Annotated in this window: 16 protein-coding genes; 7 read left to right on the top strand and 9 right to left on the bottom strand. The window is 67.2% G+C overall.

The window, feature by feature from the left end; translation table 11 throughout:
* Window positions 1-74: 74 nt before the first annotated feature.
* Window positions 75-845 (top strand): PhoH family protein, encoded by a 771-nt coding sequence (locus ASE02_RS14085; RefSeq protein WP_056735171.1) that lies wholly within the window; start codon window positions 75-77, stop codon window positions 843-845.
* An 89-nt stretch (window positions 846-934) separates the two neighbouring features.
* Window positions 935-1,636 carry a DUF4336 domain-containing protein gene (locus tag ASE02_RS14090; RefSeq protein ID WP_056735172.1) on the top strand — a complete coding sequence of 234 codons (702 nt, stop codon included), beginning with the start codon at window positions 935-937 and terminating at the stop codon, window positions 1,634-1,636.
* Here ASE02_RS14090 and ASE02_RS14095 read toward each other — a convergent pair whose 3' ends face one another.
* Window positions 1,637-2,029 carry a DUF1801 domain-containing protein gene (locus tag ASE02_RS14095; RefSeq protein WP_056735173.1) on the bottom strand — a complete coding sequence of 131 codons (393 nt, stop codon included), beginning with the start codon at window positions 2,027-2,029 and terminating at the stop codon, window positions 1,637-1,639.
* A 290-nt stretch (window positions 2,030-2,319) separates the two neighbouring features.
* On the opposite strand from ASE02_RS14095, the gene ASE02_RS14100 reads away from it, so the two are divergent.
* Window positions 2,320-5,277, top strand: a complete 2,958-nt coding sequence (locus tag ASE02_RS14100; protein WP_056735174.1) for a S8 family serine peptidase — start codon at window positions 2,320-2,322, stop codon at window positions 5,275-5,277.
* A 57-nt stretch (window positions 5,278-5,334) separates the two neighbouring features.
* On the opposite strand, the gene ilvD is transcribed toward ASE02_RS14100, so the two are convergent.
* Window positions 5,335-7,182, bottom strand: a complete 1,848-nt coding sequence (gene ilvD / locus ASE02_RS14105) for a dihydroxy-acid dehydratase (RefSeq protein WP_056735175.1) — start codon at window positions 7,180-7,182, stop codon at window positions 5,335-5,337.
* A 97-nt stretch (window positions 7,183-7,279) separates the two neighbouring features.
* Between ilvD and ASE02_RS14110 the strand changes: the two genes are divergently transcribed.
* Window positions 7,280-8,191 carry a LysR family transcriptional regulator gene (locus ASE02_RS14110; protein ID WP_056735202.1) on the top strand — a complete coding sequence of 304 codons (912 nt, stop codon included), beginning with the start codon at window positions 7,280-7,282 and terminating at the stop codon, window positions 8,189-8,191.
* A gap of 71 nt (window positions 8,192-8,262) precedes the next feature.
* Here ASE02_RS14110 and ASE02_RS14115 read toward each other — a convergent pair whose 3' ends face one another.
* Window positions 8,263-8,796: a PEPxxWA-CTERM sorting domain-containing protein gene (locus ASE02_RS14115; protein ID WP_056735176.1), complete on the bottom strand. Its 534-nt coding sequence runs from the start codon at window positions 8,794-8,796 to the stop codon at window positions 8,263-8,265.
* Window positions 8,797-9,116: 320 nt separating this feature from the next.
* Here ASE02_RS14115 and ASE02_RS22665 point away from each other — a divergent pair, with 320 nt between their 5' ends.
* Window positions 9,117-9,263 carry a hypothetical protein gene (locus tag ASE02_RS22665; protein WP_200957681.1) on the top strand — a complete coding sequence of 49 codons (147 nt, stop codon included), beginning with the start codon at window positions 9,117-9,119 and terminating at the stop codon, window positions 9,261-9,263.
* Window positions 9,264-9,392: 129 nt separating this feature from the next.
* On the opposite strand, the gene ASE02_RS14120 is transcribed toward ASE02_RS22665, so the two are convergent.
* The 3 genes from ASE02_RS14120 to ASE02_RS14130 form a co-directional block, all read right to left on the bottom strand.
* Window positions 9,393-9,743 carry a hypothetical protein gene (locus ASE02_RS14120; RefSeq protein ID WP_156406059.1) on the bottom strand — a complete coding sequence of 117 codons (351 nt, stop codon included), beginning with the start codon at window positions 9,741-9,743 and terminating at the stop codon, window positions 9,393-9,395.
* Between the two features lie 96 nt (window positions 9,744-9,839).
* On the bottom strand, window positions 9,840-10,565 hold the full coding sequence (locus ASE02_RS14125; protein WP_056735178.1) for a DNA alkylation repair protein: 726 nt from the start codon (window positions 10,563-10,565) through the stop codon (window positions 9,840-9,842).
* Between the two features lie 34 nt (window positions 10,566-10,599).
* The gene (locus tag ASE02_RS14130; RefSeq protein ID WP_056735203.1) at window positions 10,600-10,806 is read right to left on the bottom strand and encodes a DUF3126 family protein; all 207 of its coding nucleotides are present in this window, start codon (window positions 10,804-10,806) and stop codon (window positions 10,600-10,602) included.
* A 244-nt stretch (window positions 10,807-11,050) separates the two neighbouring features.
* On the opposite strand from ASE02_RS14130, the gene ASE02_RS14135 reads away from it, so the two are divergent.
* Window positions 11,051-12,223 carry a hypothetical protein gene (locus tag ASE02_RS14135; RefSeq protein WP_056735179.1) on the top strand — a complete coding sequence of 391 codons (1,173 nt, stop codon included), beginning with the start codon at window positions 11,051-11,053 and terminating at the stop codon, window positions 12,221-12,223.
* Here ASE02_RS14135 and cysE read toward each other — a convergent pair.
* Together cysE and ASE02_RS14145 are read right to left on the bottom strand one after the other, a co-directional pair.
* On the bottom strand, window positions 12,216-13,046 hold the full coding sequence (gene cysE, locus ASE02_RS14140; RefSeq protein WP_056735180.1) for a serine O-acetyltransferase: 831 nt from the start codon (window positions 13,044-13,046) through the stop codon (window positions 12,216-12,218). The genes ASE02_RS14135 and cysE overlap by 8 nt on opposite strands.
* Window positions 13,047-13,074: 28 nt before the next feature.
* On the bottom strand, window positions 13,075-13,689 hold the full coding sequence (locus ASE02_RS14145) for an NUDIX hydrolase (RefSeq protein ID WP_056735181.1): 615 nt from the start codon (window positions 13,687-13,689) through the stop codon (window positions 13,075-13,077).
* Window positions 13,690-13,769: 80 nt separating this feature from the next.
* Here ASE02_RS14145 and ASE02_RS14150 point away from each other — a divergent pair, with 80 nt between their 5' ends.
* Window positions 13,770-14,381 carry a nitroreductase gene (locus ASE02_RS14150; protein WP_056735182.1) on the top strand — a complete coding sequence of 204 codons (612 nt, stop codon included), beginning with the start codon at window positions 13,770-13,772 and terminating at the stop codon, window positions 14,379-14,381.
* Between the two features lie 286 nt (window positions 14,382-14,667).
* Here ASE02_RS14150 and queF read toward each other — a convergent pair whose 3' ends face one another.
* The gene (queF, locus tag ASE02_RS14155) at window positions 14,668-15,123 is read right to left on the bottom strand and encodes a preQ(1) synthase (protein WP_056735183.1); all 456 of its coding nucleotides are present in this window, start codon (window positions 15,121-15,123) and stop codon (window positions 14,668-14,670) included.
* Window positions 15,124-15,186: the final 63 nt, after the last annotated feature.

A 15,186-nucleotide genomic window follows, 5' to 3' on the forward strand; every position in this document is an offset into this window, starting at 1 on the left:
TTGCACATTCGATCGATCCTCAAGGGCGAGCCATTCCGGCGTCGCCCTTTTTTCTTGCCCCTGTGGAGGCCTAGATGACCAAGCGAGCTATGAAGCGACAACTGCGCGAAGGCGCGTTCGACGCCGGCCAGTTCGAGGGAGACGCGAAAATTCGCCGCCTCCCGGTGGACCGCGCCTGGTCGCCCTTGGCCCACAACAACAACACAGAGGATCGTGACCAGGGCTATGTGAAGACCATCAAGGCCAAGTCGCCCGGCCAGCAGCAACTGATGGACGCCATCGACGCCAAGAACCTGGTCATGGCGCTGGGTCCCGCCGGCACCGGCAAGACCTATCTGGCCATCGCCAAGGCGGTCGAGGCCCTGGAGGCCGGCCGCGTCGGCCGCATCGTGCTGTCGCGCCCCGCCGTCGAGGCCGGCGAATCCATCGGCTATCTGCCAGGCGACGCCGAGGACAAGCTCGCCCCCTATCTGCGGCCGCTTTACGACGCCCTGTCCGACCGCCTGTCGATGAAGCGGGTCCGCGCCCTGATGGCGGAAGGCGCCATCGAGATCGCGCCGGTCGGCTTCATGCGCGGCCGCACCCTGAACAACGCCTTCGTGGTGATCGACGAGGCCCAGAACTGCACCTACGGCCAGCTTAAGATGCTGCTGACCCGGCTGGGCTGGCATTCGACCATGGTGGTGACCGGCGACCCGGCTCAGTCCGACCTGCTGCCGGAACTCTCGGGCCTTGGCCCAGTGGCCGAAAAGTTCGAGGCCCTGGCCAACATCGCCGTGGTCCGCCTGCAGGATGTCGACATCGTCCGCCACCCGCTGGTGGCCGAAATGCTCGGCGTCCTCTGAGGCCTTAGCCCCACTCGGGCCGGCTCCGCAAACCGCCGCGGAGCCGGCTCCTTCTTGCCGACTCGACTAACGCACTTGAGATTGTCTCGATGAGCACCTCGTCGCTGCAGCCGTTCGGGCCGGAGATATGGCTGGCCGATGGCTCGGAAACCGAGGTGATCGGTTTCCGATATCCGACGCGGATGGCGGTGATCCGGCTGGCTGGCGGCGGCCTCTTCATTTGGTCGCCGGTCGCGCTCACGAAGAGCCTTCAGCAACAATTGCAGGACTTGGGCGAGGTCCGCCATCTGGTCGCGCCGAATTCGCTGCACCACCTGTTCCTTGAGCAATGGCGGCAGGCCTATCCGCTGGCCAAGCTCTACGCCGCGCCTGGCCTGGACGTGCGCCGCAAGGATCTTGCCTTCGACGCAGAGCTCGGCGACGCGCCGCCTTCGGAATGGTCCGCCGACCTTGATCAGGTCCTGATGCGCGGCAACAGGATCACCACCGAAGTCGTCTTCTTCCACCGCCCCAGCGGCACGGCCCTCTTCACCGACCTGCTCCAGCAGTTCCCGCCGGGCTGGTTCCGCGGCTGGCGGGCGATCGTTGCGCGATTGGACCTGATGACCGCCCCCGAACCCTCGGTGCCCAGGAAGTTTCGCACCGCCTTCGTCGATCGCCGCGCCGCCCGCGCGGCGCTGGCGCGCATTCTCGAATGGCCGGCCGGCAAGGTCGTCATGGCCCACGGCGCCCCGGTGCAACGGGACGGCCAAGCCTTCATCGCCAGAGCGTTCCGGTGGCTGACCGGCTGACTACCGGGCGCGCGACCCGTTCAGGACCGCAGCGGCGGCGACAAGCGCCCTGAAGGCGGCTTCATCCAGCTTGTCGCCCTCATGCAGATCAATAGCCCGCCGGGTGTTCCCCTCGAGGCTGGAGTTGAACAGGCCTGAGGGGTCGTCCAGCGACGCGCCCTTGGCGAAGGTCAGCTTCACGACGCTCTTATAGGTCTCGCCGGTGCAGATCATGCCGCCGCGGGACCAAACCGGAACGCCCCTCCACTTCCAATCCTCGACTACGTCGGGAAGCGCCTGCTGGATGAGCGCGCGGACGTGGGCGAGCATCGCGCCCCGCCAGTCGCCCAGTTCCTTGATCCTCGCATCGATCAGCCCGGGGGCGTCCTCGTTGGTCGTCGCGCTCTTCGCCATGTCGCTTGCAGATCCCGCCGCCATTTTCGCCATCTTGCGGCGAGCGGGACGGATCTGTCGATACCTGCGTTCGACCGCGCGCAGACCTCCGGGGGCGCCTTTCAGCCAAGCTGGGCCTAGCCTGCGGGGAATCGTCGCGCCAACCGGAAACTCTCTGGAAACTTCTTTCTTTACAATGACCCACGACTTCCACGCGGCCCGGTTCCAGCCTCTTTGCCGCATGGTGAGGACCGGCCGCAGCACGTTAAGCCCAGGGTCTAACTTCCCACCCGATCGACTGGAGAGCGCCCTTGCCCACATGGTCCAAGGCCGAAGGGCGCAACGCGCTACAGGCCCAACCCGTCCCCGAAACCGACCTGGTGGTCGCGCCGCTCTACACGCCCAGCGACGGCATGTTCGCCTCAGAATGGCACCTCAAGAACACCGGACAGACCGGCGGCCTGGCGGGCATAGACCTCAACGTCACCAGCGTGTGGGAAGACTATACGGGCCAGGGCGTCTCGATCGGCGTCTATGACGATGGGCTCGACTATCGCCACATCGATCTCGACGGCAATTACGACGCCAGCAAGCAACTGCTCGTCAACGGGGTGGTCAGCGACGCCCTGCCTACCGGCTGGGGGACCTCCAGCACGGGCGGCGACGTCCACGGAACCGCCGTGGCCGGCATCATCGCCGCTGAGAACAACGGCGTCGGCGTCGTCGGCGTGGCCTATGACGCCGATCTCACCGGGGTCGCGGTGCTGCGCTCCTCCGCGCCGACCGACATGTTGACCGCGATCAACGCCATGGACCGCTTCGACGTCGTCAACGCCAGTTGGAGCTATGTCGGCAGCTTCGTGGCCAACTATTCCGGCGGCACGGCCTTCTGGAACAGCTTCGCGGCCGGGGTGAGCGAAGCGGCCGACCTCGGCCGCGGCGGCCTCGGCACGATCATCGTCAAGGCCGCCGGCAACGGCCGCGCCCAGGGCGAAGAGACCAACTACGACAACTTCACCAACGACCGGCATGTGATCGCGGTCGGCGGCGTCGACCACAAGGGCATGGTCACCAGCTCCAGCACGCCCGGCTCGTCGCTGCTGGTCGTCGCCCCCAGCAGCAACGGCTCGGTCGCCATCACCACCACCGACCTGTCCGGAGCCGCCGGCCAGACCTCGACCGACTATCGAACCGACTTCGCCGGCACCTCCGCGGCGACCCCGATGGTCACCGGCGTGACGGCCCTGATGCTTGAAGCCAATCCGGACCTGGGTTGGCGCGACGTCCAGGACATCCTGGCCTACTCCGCGCGACGGGTGGGCGGCGCCGTCGGCGCGGCCCCGTCGGGTTACGAGGAATACCGCTGGGCCTTCAACCATGCCGAGGATTGGAACGGCGGCGGGCTTCACTTCTCGAACGACTACGGCTTTGGCCTGGTGGACGCCCTGGCGGCGGTGCGCCTGGCCGAGACCTGGGAACCTCACGGCGTATCGGCCAACGAGATTTCCTTGAGCCGGTCAGCGAGTCCGAACGCCGTGATCCCCGACCGCAGCACCGAGAGCGTGAGCTTCACCCTGACCCTGACGGACAAGGTCCGTATCGACCACGTCGAGCTCAGCGTCGACATCACCCATCCGAACCGCGGCGACCTGAAGATCACCCTGACCTCGCCGGACGGCACGGTCAGCACGCTGCTGGACCGTCCGAAGAACGGCTCCGACACCACCGACAACCTGACCTTCAAGCTCTCCAGCAACGCCTTCTGGGGCGAAACCAGCGGCGGGAACTGGGTGGTTACGGTGAGCGACGGCAAAAAGGGCGGCGTTGGGACCGTGAACTCGGTGACGCTGACAACCTTCGGTGACGAGGTGAGCGGCTCCGACACCTACATCTACACTAACGAGTACGCGACGGTGGCCGGCGACGCCGCCCGCTCCACGCTGAGCGACATCGACGGCGGCGTCGACACGCTGAACGCCGCGGCGGTGAGCAGCGCCTCCGTCATCGACCTGCGCCCCGGCGCGGCCAGCACCATCGCCGGCAAGCCGCTGACCCTCGCGCCCGGCGCCGTGATCGAGAATGCGCATGGCGGCGACGGGGCCGACACCATCACCGGAAACGCCGCGGCCAACATCCTCGACGGCCATCGTGGCGACGACAGGCTGACCGGCGGCGCTGGCGATGACCGTCTCAATGGCGGCGACGGCCAGGACACCGCGGTCTATGCGGGCGTACGCGCCAACTACAGCTGGACGCTCGACGCCTCCGGGACGGTCGTCGTCGTCGACAACGTCACCGGCGAAGGGAGCGACCATCTGGTCGGCGTCGAGGTTCTGCAGTTCGCCGACGTCCAGGTCGTCGTGGCGACCGGCGCGGTCGTCGAACCCACGCCGCCGCCCACAACGCCTCCGCCGACGACGCCCTCACAGCCGACGATCACCGGGACCGATGGCGCCGACAGCCTGTCGGGCGGCGGCGACAACGAGATCCTGCTGGGCCTGGGCGGCGGCGACACCCTGAATGGCGGCGCCGGCGCCGACCGGCTCGAAGGCGGAATGGGCGGCGACAGCTACTATGTCGACAACACCGGCGACGCGGTCGTCGAAGCGGTCGGTGAGGGACTCGACCGGGTGTACAGCTCGCTCTCGACCTACACGTTGACCGACAACGTCGAGAACCTCACCCTCTTGGGGAGCGGAGGGTCCGGCGTCGGCAACGCGCTGAACAACCAGATCGTCGGGAACAGCAGCGCCAACCAGATCTCGGGCGGCGATGGCGCCGACGTCGTCGATGCGGGCGCGGGCAATGACACCTTGCAAGGTGAGGCCGGCGCCGACGCACTCTACGGTCGCGGCGGGGCCGACGTGATCGACGGCGGCGACGGAAACGACACGCTGGTCGGCAGCACCGGCGGCGACGTCCTGACTGGCGGGGCCGGCGCCGACATCTTCGATTTCGACACAGCCGCCGACAGCACGGCGACCGCCCCCGATCGAATCCTCGACTTCACGCAGGGGTCCGATCGGGTAGACCTCGCCACGATCGACGCCCAAGCCGGATCGACGACCAACGAGGCCTTCCACCTTGTGGGGCAGGCCGCCTTCTCAGGCGGGTTGGGCGAGGTGCGCTACCAGATCTACGATCTCGCGGGGACGGCGGACGACCGCACGATCATCCAGGGCGACACGAACGGTGATCGGATCGCCGACTTCGAGATCGTGCTGTCTGGACGACTGACCTCCCTGCAGGCCAGCGACTTCATTCTTTGAGGTCGCCACGCCGGCGCCCAGCCCGGGCGTCGGCGTGACGACGCGATCTGATCGCGTTCAGCGCGCCTGGTCGACGTCGCGGACCGCGCCGCGCGCGGCGCTGGTGGTGAAGGCGGCGTAGGCGCGCAAGGCCGCCGAGACCTTCCGCGTGCGGCCGTGGGCCTTCCAGGCCTTATCGCCCAGCGCCAACATCGCCGCGCGCCGCTCGGCCAGCACCGCGTCGGAAACCTTCAGGTCCATGCTCCGGTTGGGGATATCGATCTCGATCCGATCACCGTCCTCGACCAGGGCGATCAAGCCGCCCTCGGCGGCCTCGGGCGACACGTGGCCGATCGACAGCCCCGAGGTGCCGCCGGAGAAGCGCCCGTCGGTGATTAGGGCGCAGGCCTTTCCCAGGCCCTTCGATTTCAGATAGCTGGTCGGGTAGAGCATCTCCTGCATCCCCGGCCCGCCGCGCGGTCCTTCGTAGCGGATCACCACCACGTCGCCCGCCTTGACCACGCCGGTGAGGATGGCGCTGACCGCCGCGTCCTGGCTTTCGAACACCCGCGCCGGACCAGCGAAGACTAGGGAGCCCTCGTCGACCCCGGCGGTCTTCACGATGCTGCCCTCAAGGGCGAGGTTGCCGCTCAAGACGGCCAAGCCGCCGTCCTTGGAGAAGGCGTGCTCGACCGAGCGGATGACGCCGCTCTCGCGGTCGAGGTCGAGCTCCTTCCAACGCCGGGCCTGGCTGAACGCCACCTGGGTCGGCACGCCGCCGGGCGCGGCCTTGAAGAAGGTCTGCACGGACTCGCTGTTGGTGCGGGCGATATCCCAGCGATCGAGCGCCTGGGCCAGGGTGGCGCTGTGGACCGTGGGCTGGTCGGTCTTCAGCAGGCCGCCGCGGTCGAGTTCGCCTAGGATCGCCATGACGCCCCCGGCCCGGTGCACGTCTTCCATGTGCACGTCGGACTTGGCCGGCGCCACCTTGGACAGGCACGGCACCCGGCGCGACAGCCGGTCGATGTCGGCCATGGTGAAGTCGACGCCGCCCTCGTGGGCCGCCGCCAACAGGTGCAGCACGGTGTTGGTCGAGCCGCCCATGGCGATGTCCAGGCTCATGGCGTTCTCGAACGCCTCGAAGCTGGCGACCGAACGCGGCAGTACGCTGTCGTCGTCCTGTTCGTAGTGACGGCGCGTGATGTCGACGATCAGGCGCCCAGCCTCCAGGAACAGCCGCTCGCGGTCGGCATGGGTGGCGAGCACCGAACCGTTGCCCGGCAGCGACAGGCCAAGCGCCTCGGTCAGGCAGTTCATCGAGTTGGCGGTGAACATTCCCGAGCAGGAGCCGCAGGTCGGGCAAGCCGCACGCTCGATGTCCGCAACCTCTTCGTCGGTCATCGATTCATCGGCCGCCGCGACCATGGCGTCGACCAGATCGAGCGCGACCTCCTTGCCCCGCAGGACGACCTTGCCGGCCTCCATCGGACCGCCGGACACGAACACCGTCGGGATGTTGAGGCGCAGCGAGGCCATCAGCATGCCGGGCGTGATCTTGTCGCAGTTGGAGATGCAGACCATGGCGTCGACGCAGTGCGCGTTGGCCATGTACTCGACGCTGTCGGCGATCAGTTCGCGCGAGGGCAGGCTGTAGAGCATGCCATCGTGGCCCATGGCGATGCCGTCATCGACCGCGATGGTGTTGAATTCCTTGGCCACGCCGCCGGCCTGCTCGATTTCGCGCGCCACCAGCTGGCCCAGGTCCTTCAGGTGCACGTGGCCCGGCACGAACTGGGTGAACGAGTTCACCACCGCAATGATCGGCTTGCCGAAGTCGCCGTCCTTCATGCCCGTCGCGCGCCACAGGCCGCGAGCGCCGGCCATGTTGCGGCCATGGGTGGAGGTGCGTGAGCGATAGACGGGCATGGCGAAATCCAGATGTTGATCTGGTGTCGATAGCGCCTCGCCGAACGGCTGTGAAATATATTAGTGTGAGCCCATTAGGTCGCACAGGATATGATTGGTGGACACCCGGCAGCTCAGGCATTTCGCGGCGGTCGCCGAGTTCCTGCACTTCGGCCGCGCCGCCAGGCAGCTGAACATGACCCAGCCGCCGCTCAGCCAATCGATCATGGCGCTGGAGCGTGAGCTGGGCGCGCCGCTGTTCGTTCGCAGCAAGCGCAGCGTCGCCCTCACCCCGTTTGGCGAACAGTGGCTGGTCCATGTGCGCGCCGCGCTCGCCGGCGTCGCCGCCCTGCCCGAGCTCGCCAAGCGACTGCGCGACGGCGAGGCCGGCCGCCTGGAGCTCTCGTTCGTCAGCACCGCCGACTACAGCATCCTGCCCGACCTCGTCCGCCGCTACGCCACCCTGCATCCGGCCGTCGAGATCGCGCTGACCGAGGCGACCAGCGACCTGCAGATCGCCGCGCTGCTGGACGGCAAGGGCCATGTCGGCATCATCATTCCGCCCGCAGGCGGAGACCTGCCGCAGCCGCTGAGCTACCGCAGGCTGGTGTCGGAACCGCTGGTCGCGGCCGTGCCTGAGAGCTGGATCGAAGAGGGCCGCCTGTCGCTCGCCGGAGACCAGCTACCTCCCGAGGCCATCATCGGCGCCCCGCTGATCATCTTTCCCCGACGATCGGCCCCGGCCTTCTACGATCTCGTGACCGGCTATTTCACCGCCCATGGCGGCGCTGCTCGCATCGTCCAGGAAGCCATCCAGATGCAGACGATCATCAGCCTGGTCTCGGCCGGAATGGGGGTGGCGCTGGTCCCAGCGTCTCTGCGCAGCCTGGCGCGCACGGGGGTTCGCTACATCGGCCTGAAGGGAGCCGCGCCCACCCTGGAAAGCGGGATCGTCTGGCGACGCGACGACGCCACGCCGACGCTGGAGCGCTTTCTCCAGGTGGCCTTGGCGCCTATCGGCCCGCCCTAAGGCGCGCCAAGCAGACAGCAAAAAGCCCGGCGACGCGAACGCCGCCGGGCTTCTTTGGTCGAATGCAGGACCTAGACGGCGAAGGCGGCCGAGGTGCGACGACGACGCACGGCGCCGCCAACCAGCCCGAAACCAACGATCATCATCGCCCAGGTCGCCGGCTCAGGCACCGCGCCCCAATCGGTCGAGCGGACCACCCAGGTTTCGGCATACCAGTTGCCACCACCGGCTGCGCCAAAGATCGCGCCGCCCTGGGCATCGCCATAATCGCAGTGCGAATAGGTCGTGAACCAGGCCGAAGCGCAGGCGAAGGAACTCGCCGTGCCGAAGTCGGCGACCGAGGGGCCAGCCGCCAGCTCAGCGCCGGTCGGCAGACGCCAACCTTGGGTGCTCTGATAGCCAAGATCCAGCACAGGACCGGTGCCGCAGGTCGTGCCGTTCGCGCCGCCGGACGGCGGGCACGGGCTGGCCCAGGCCCAGTCATTGGCGCCAAAGCTGATGTAGTTCGCCGACGGAATCGGCGCATTGATGGCGGCCGAAGCCGGCGCTGAAACGCCAGCCGCGCCGAGCGCGAGAGCCGCGAGCGCGGCCAATTTGATATTCATGGAAGCTTCCCCAGTCGCAATTAATGGAATTGGCCGAAGCTTAGCCTTGTTAATGCTTCATTAACAATGGCGGAAATGGGGCGCCTCCAAATGATTGAATACAGTCCACCAGATATGGTCGCTGCTCCACCACATCATTTTCCGGGATGTTCGAGAGTTATCGCCAAAATTCCGAGCAAATCGATGACCTTGGTGGCCACCCCTCTTCCCCACAACCGAGTGCGCAGGCGATTTAACCGCTCCGGCCCAATACACCCGACCCGCCCAGAAATAACGGAAGCGCAGTTGCCACTAGAGCTTGGCGATGATGATCTGCGGCGATGTTCAGGTGGATACTCACGGCGATCAGCATTCCGGTTCTCAGCATGGCGACCGATCCGGCCGCCACGACCGAGTTCTCGCCAACGCTCACCCCGCCGATGATGGTCGCGCCGGCTGCGCGCGCACCCTTCTCGATGACGCCTTAGTTTCCCGCCGACTGGGCCGGCGCTCAGACCACGGCGAGGTCCGCTTCGAAGCAGTCACTCAGAGGGGTCCGCCGCGTGCATCCCATCAAGGAGCGCCTGGATGGTCAGTTCGCCATTGCTGGTCCGTTTCTAGGTGGCCGGATCCAGGTTGCATTCATCAGCAAGCACTGTGAGCAACATCGACACGTCAGCCCCTGTCAGCCACAGGTCCCTCTTGAGCCTCGTGTCGAGGGTGACGTGCGAGAGAGCATTGAGCGTGATCCGTCGAAGAGTTTGGATCAGCAGCTTGCCTTCCGAGGTCTCAACCCAAGGCGCCGCACGCGGCGTGCGGTCGATCCGTAGGCGGTAGGCGCTGATGCGCAACACCGGGTAGAGGCCGCCCGCCATAACCAGCATGGCAAACAGAAAGGACCATGTTCGTAGCTGGGGCGGCAGGCCAAACACGTCGCCGGCCACCTCGCCGGCCACGACAACGGCCAAGCCTGCCGCGAGCCACGGAAATGACGCCCACTGTATAGTCCTCACCAGCTCCGAAGGCGGAGTATGCTTGGCCACGGCCACGGCCACGGCCAAGCCTCAGCCGCCCCTCATCCCCATCACCTGCGCCCGTTCGTCCGGCGCGAAATGCTCGACCGCGTAGCGCAGCATGGTGCGCGGCATGGTCGCCGCGTGGCGCTCCAGGAAGGCCAGCAAGCGACCCCGATCTTTCTTGCCCGCCTCGCGCAGCAGGCCGCCGACCGCCTTGTGGGTCAGGTCGTGGTCATCGCCGACCAGGATCTCGGCCAAGGCGAAGGTGTCGTCCAGATCACCGCGTGAGACGAAGTGCAGGGTGGCGATGATCGCCGTGCGCCTTTCCCAAAGGTCGCCCGAACGCGCCAACCGGTAGAGCAGGTCGCGCGGCTTATCGGCCAGATAGGCGCCCACCACGAACTTGGCGCCCAGGTCCACTAGGTCCCAATTGTTGATGCGGTCGTGACGGCGGACATAGAGGTCGAACAGCGCTTTGCGCTGGTCCGCTGTCGTCGCCTTGCGGCCGGCCTGCTTGGCCATGATGCTGACCGCGCCGGCCCGCGCCTCGTGGACCTCGCTGCCTAGCAGCGCCTCGATCTCGCCTAGCGGCATGTCGATGAAGGTCTTGGCCAGGTCGAAGACCTGGCCCATCCGCACGCCGACGAACACGTCGCCGGCGCCGTACTGCCCCTCGCCCGTCTTGAAGTAGCGCTGGATCTTGGCCAGCTCTTCGTCGGAGCGAAGGGCGCCCAACCGCGCCAGGAACTGCTGGGCGTTCGGCGCGTCGGACATGGCCCCCTCCGTTCAGGCGGCCAGGGCTGGCCGCTTAGGGCAGGTCTTCGGCCAGGATGGCCATTTCGAACATGAACGACCCGTCGCCGTCCTCGTCCTCGAAGACCACCCCGATGAACTCCTCGCCGATATAGACCTCGGCGGAGTCCTTCTGCTTGGGGCGGGGGACCAGGGTGATCCGCGCATTGGCGAAGGTGCCGCGCAGATGGCCTTCAACCTTGCGGATAGTTCTCTCGTCCAGCACGCCGTGCTCCTTCGGATTCAACAGTGGCGGAACCTACATCGCTTTGCGCTCTCGAGGAAACCGTGGCGGCTCGTATTCCTGGGGACGTCCTGCCCCGAACGGCCTATGAATCGCAGATCAGATCGCGAAGGAAACCCCCAGTGGCCGGGTGATCAACCCATACGACCGCCGATAAGGCCTGCGGGCCGCGTCGGCGCTTGCGTTGATTTCCGCCTCGTTTCGGGCCTCTGGGACAGCCGCCATGGCGTTCTTTCGCAACACCACCGTCAACCTGCTGAACCTGCACTATGGCGTCCACGCCCTGGCACTCAGCGGCGGCGGCGCGTTCTTCGCGGTGTTCCTGCTGCGGGCGGGCGTCCCAGCCCATGGCGTGCTGGCCTCGCTCGCCGCGATCCTGATCGGCCGGTTCTTCATCCGCCCCTCGGTGCTGATCCTGGGCAAGCGCCATGGCCTCAAGCCGCTGGTGATCGCCGGCACGATCCTGACCGCCCTGCAGTACCCGCTGCTGGCCGAGGTGAACGGCGTCGGTTGGCCGCTGCTGGCGTTGTGCGCGGTCTCCTCGCTGGGCGACACCTTCTACTGGACTTCCTACCACGCCTATTTCGCCTCGCTCGGCGACGCCGAGCACCGGGGCCACCAGGTCGGCGCACGCGAAGCCATCGCCGCCCTGGTCGGGATCGCCGCGCCGCTGCTGACCGGCTGGGCCCTGGTCACGCTCGGGCCGCGCGTGGCGTTCGGGGCCACGGCGCTGGCCCTGGCGCTCTCGGCCCTGCCGCTGCTCAAGACCCCCAACGTTCTGGTCGCCGCCGACGCCCCCGGCGCGCTGCACGCCGCCTGGCCAGGGGTGCTGATGCTCGCGGCCGACGGCTGGACCGCGGCGGGCTACGTCTTCGTCTGGCAGATCGCCCTCTTCCTCTCGCTGGGCGAGAGCTTCGCCGCGTTCGGCGGTGCGATGGCGTTGGCCGCTGTCGCCGGCGCGATCACCGGCCTGCTGCTTGGCCGCTTCATCGACGCGGGGCATGGGCGGCGGGCCGTGTGGCTGGCGGCCGGGACGATGGCCGCCGCGCTCATCTTCCGGGCCACCGGATACGGCCACCCTGCTGTCGCGGTGGTCGCCAATGCGGCGGGCGCGCTGGTCAACGCCTTCTACACCCCGACCATGATGACGGCGGTCTACAACCAGGCCCAGGCCTCGCCCTGCACGCTTCGCTTCCACGTCGCGACGGAGGGCGGCTGGGACGCCGGCGGCGCGGCCGGCTGCCTGGCGGCGGCCGGACTGCTATGGGCGGGCGCGCCGCTGTGGGCGGCGATCCTGCTGTCGCTGCTGGGAACCACCGCCGCCTTCGCCCTGCTACGCCGATACTATGGCGCGCAGGCCTCAGGTGTCGCCCAGGCGCCGACGCCGGTCAGATGACGTAGTCGTACACGGCCTCGGCCAGGGTGTGGTCCATGCTGCGCGCCGGCTCTTCGCAGGTCGGGCAGTTGACCAGCCGCGCGGGCACGCCGGCCGCCGTGCAGTGGGCGGGCACGGGCTTGAGCACCACCGAACCCGACGCGATCTTGGCGTAGTCGCCGATGGTGATGTTGCCCAGCACCTTGGCGCCCGCACCCAGCAGGACGCCCTTGCCGATCTTGGGGTGGCGGTCACCGCGCTCGGCGCCGGTGCCGCCCAGGGTCACGTCCTGCAGCATCGACACGTCGTCGCCGATCACCGCGGTCTCGCCGATGACGATGCCGGTGCCGTGGTCGATGAAAACGCCCGAGCCGATCCGCGTGGCCGGGTGGATATCCACCTGGAACACCTCGGACATGCGGCTTTGCAGGTAAAGCGCGATGGTCTCGCGGCCCTGATGCCACAGCCAGTGCGCCACCCGCTGGGTCTGCAGGGCCTGGAAGCCCTTGAAGAACAGGAACGGCTGCACATAGCCCTTGCAGGCCGGGTCGCGCTCGAACACCGCCTTCAGGTCGGCCTCGACCACGCCGACCAGGCGCGGGTCGCTGCGATAGGCCGCGTCGGCCAGTTCGCGCAGGCTCATCGCCCGCAGTTCCTGGTCGCCCAGCTTTCGCGCCAGTTGATAGGACAGGGCGTCGCCCAGGTCCTCGTGGCTTAGAATGACGGCGTTCAGCAGCGAGGCGAGCGCGGGCTCGGCCTTCGCGGCGCGCTCGGCCTCCATGCGCAACGACGCCCAAACCGGCGGCGGCGCAGTCGGATCGATGACTTCAAGGCGTTGGCTCAAAGGCTCCTCCCGTCCCAAAGGCGGTCCCCTATCCTAACATGGCGCGCGCAAGCGCGTCCGGCAAATGGCCCTCGCGAGCCATATGGTACGCCCGCAGCAGCATCGCCACTGTCAGGGCGTCACGAATATGTCCGTCGCTCGCCGCATCGAGGGCCTCGCGGAACGGGACCCTCACCTGCGCGATCTCCTCGGTGTCGTCGGCATGGTGCGTCTCGCTCGCCGGCGCCAGTCCGGTGGCGAGGTATCCCACCGCCAGCTCGTCTGTCACCGAGTTTGACAACTGCATCCGCAGAACCTCGCGCCAGTCGCGCGCGCAAAGCCCGGTCTCCTCGGCCAATTCACGCTTGGCGCCGTCCAACGGATCCTCGCCTTTCGGCCCGCCGCCCTCCGGGATCTCCCAGCTATAGTCGCCGAACGCCAGCCGATGCTGACCGACCAGGACGATGCTTCCGTCCTCATGGATCGGCAGGATGGCCAAGGCCACATTCTTGAACCCGACCAGTCCGTAGCAGGCCGGCGCGCCGGTCGGCGCCACGGCCTGCTGCTCGGTCACCGCGATCCAGGGGTTTTCGTAGACAACCCTGGCCTCGCCCGGCCTCCAGGGCGTTCCATGAGCTTCGAGCCACGCAGGTTTTTGCGACATATTCTCAACTAGCCTTGCAGATCGGGCCGTTGGTCCCCAATAAAGGCTTCCCCTATCGGCTTTCCTAACGAGGCGCTCCCTTGACCATCGCTCTTCCCAACGCGCCCGCCTTCGGAACGCCCGTCGAACAGCGCCCTCACCCGGAGCTGCTGAACTTCCTGGCTACGCGGCGCTCGGCCTCGGCGGTGACCCTGGCCGCGCCGGCGCCCAGCGGCGACGAGATCGCCGCCCTCATCAGCCTGGCCGCCCGGGTTCCCGATCACGGCAAGCTCTCGCCGTGGCGCTTCATCGTGCTGGAGGGGGATGGCAAGGCCGCCTTCGCCGCGCGCCTGGAGGAGCTCGCGCTGTCGCGGGGCGACGCCAAGGCCGTGGCCAAACTCGCCAAGCTGAAGATCCCGCCGGCCGGCGTCGCGGTGATTTCCCGCCCCAAGGTCCGCGAAATTCCGGAATGGGAGCAGGTGCTCTCGGCGGGCGCGGTCTGCACCACCCTGCTCTACGCCGCCCAAGCGCTCGGCTACGGCGCCAACTGGATCACCGATTGGTACGCCTATGACGCCCAGGCCAACGCCATCTTGGGCGTCGAGGCCGATGAAAAGGTGGCGGGCTTTATCTTCATGGGGACTCTGAAGGAGCCGCCGCTGGAGCGTGAGCGGCCCGATCCCGCGGCCCTGACGACCGTCTGGCGGCCATAAGGCCCCAAAAAAACACAACGGCCGAACGGCGATGGCGCGCCGCCCGGCCTGATGTGACACGCCCGAGGAGAGATGGGCGACAGCGTCATAACACACCGGCAACCGGTCGCCTAGTCGACACCGAGCTTCTCACGCACACAATTTGCGCGTTAGTCGCCACAGGTTCGGAAAGAGCGCTGATCCAGAGTTGTATTCGATATTCCGAATACTTTAAGGGACACCGCCGCCAGGCGATGGTTAACCGTCCGTTCTGGGACAATTAACCAATATCCGGCGCGAATGCTCGTTATCCGCGCCCGCGATATGTCGCCACGCCTTGATCAGGGACCCACAATCCCTGAGGCGCCGGACCCGACTGCCAGAAGACATCGATCGGAATGCCGCCGCGCGGGAACCAGTACCCACCGATCCGCAGCCAGCGCGGTGCGGCGATTTCGACGATTTTCCGGCCGATGGCCACGGTGCAGTCCTCATGGAACGCGCCGTGATTGCGGAATGAACCCAGATAGAGCTTCAGCGACTTGGACTCGATCAGCCAGTCGCCGGGCGCATAGTCGATCACTAGATGCGCGAAGTCGGGCTGCCCGGTGACTGGGCATAGCGAAGTAAATTCCGGCGCGGTGAACCGGGCCAGATAGAGCGTATCGCTCTGCGGATTGGGGACACGCTCGAGCACGGCCGTCTCGGGGCTGTCGAAGCCCCGGACGTCCCGGCCCAGCTGGGTCAGATGCATTTCGTCCATGCCGCGATTTATCCCGCCGCGAGGTTTGCGGCAACCGGCGCAGCCGCTATCAACAGCCAACAT

The organism is Phenylobacterium sp. Root700 (assembly GCF_001429025.1).
Classification (GTDB): Bacteria; Pseudomonadota; Alphaproteobacteria; order Caulobacterales; family Caulobacteraceae; genus Phenylobacterium.

What these genes read in the sequence shown, in the direction of transcription:
- ASE02_RS14085 (WP_056735171.1), top strand. Translation starts at nt 75, where the DNA reads ATGACCAAGCGAGCTATGAAGCGACAACTGCGCGAAGGCGCGTTCGAC.
- ASE02_RS14095 (WP_056735173.1), bottom strand. Translation starts at nt 2,029, where the DNA reads ATGGCGAAGAGCGCGACGACCAACGAGGACGCCCCCGGGCTGATCGAT.
- ASE02_RS14145 (WP_056735181.1), bottom strand. Translation starts at nt 13,689, where the DNA reads ATGTCGCAAAAACCTGCGTGGCTCGAAGCTCATGGAACGCCCTGGAGG.
- ASE02_RS14115 (WP_056735176.1), bottom strand. Translation starts at nt 8,796, where the DNA reads ATGAATATCAAATTGGCCGCGCTCGCGGCTCTCGCGCTCGGCGCGGCT.
- ASE02_RS22665 (WP_200957681.1), top strand. Translation starts at nt 9,117, where the DNA reads ATGTTCAGGTGGATACTCACGGCGATCAGCATTCCGGTTCTCAGCATG.
- queF (WP_056735183.1), bottom strand. Translation starts at nt 15,123, where the DNA reads ATGGACGAAATGCATCTGACCCAGCTGGGCCGGGACGTCCGGGGCTTC.
- ASE02_RS14125 (WP_056735178.1), bottom strand. Translation starts at nt 10,565, where the DNA reads ATGTCCGACGCGCCGAACGCCCAGCAGTTCCTGGCGCGGTTGGGCGCC.
- ASE02_RS14135 (WP_056735179.1), top strand. Translation starts at nt 11,051, where the DNA reads ATGGCGTTCTTTCGCAACACCACCGTCAACCTGCTGAACCTGCACTAT.
- ilvD (WP_056735175.1), bottom strand. Translation starts at nt 7,182, where the DNA reads ATGCCCGTCTATCGCTCACGCACCTCCACCCATGGCCGCAACATGGCC.
- ASE02_RS14090 (WP_056735172.1), top strand. Translation starts at nt 935, where the DNA reads ATGAGCACCTCGTCGCTGCAGCCGTTCGGGCCGGAGATATGGCTGGCC.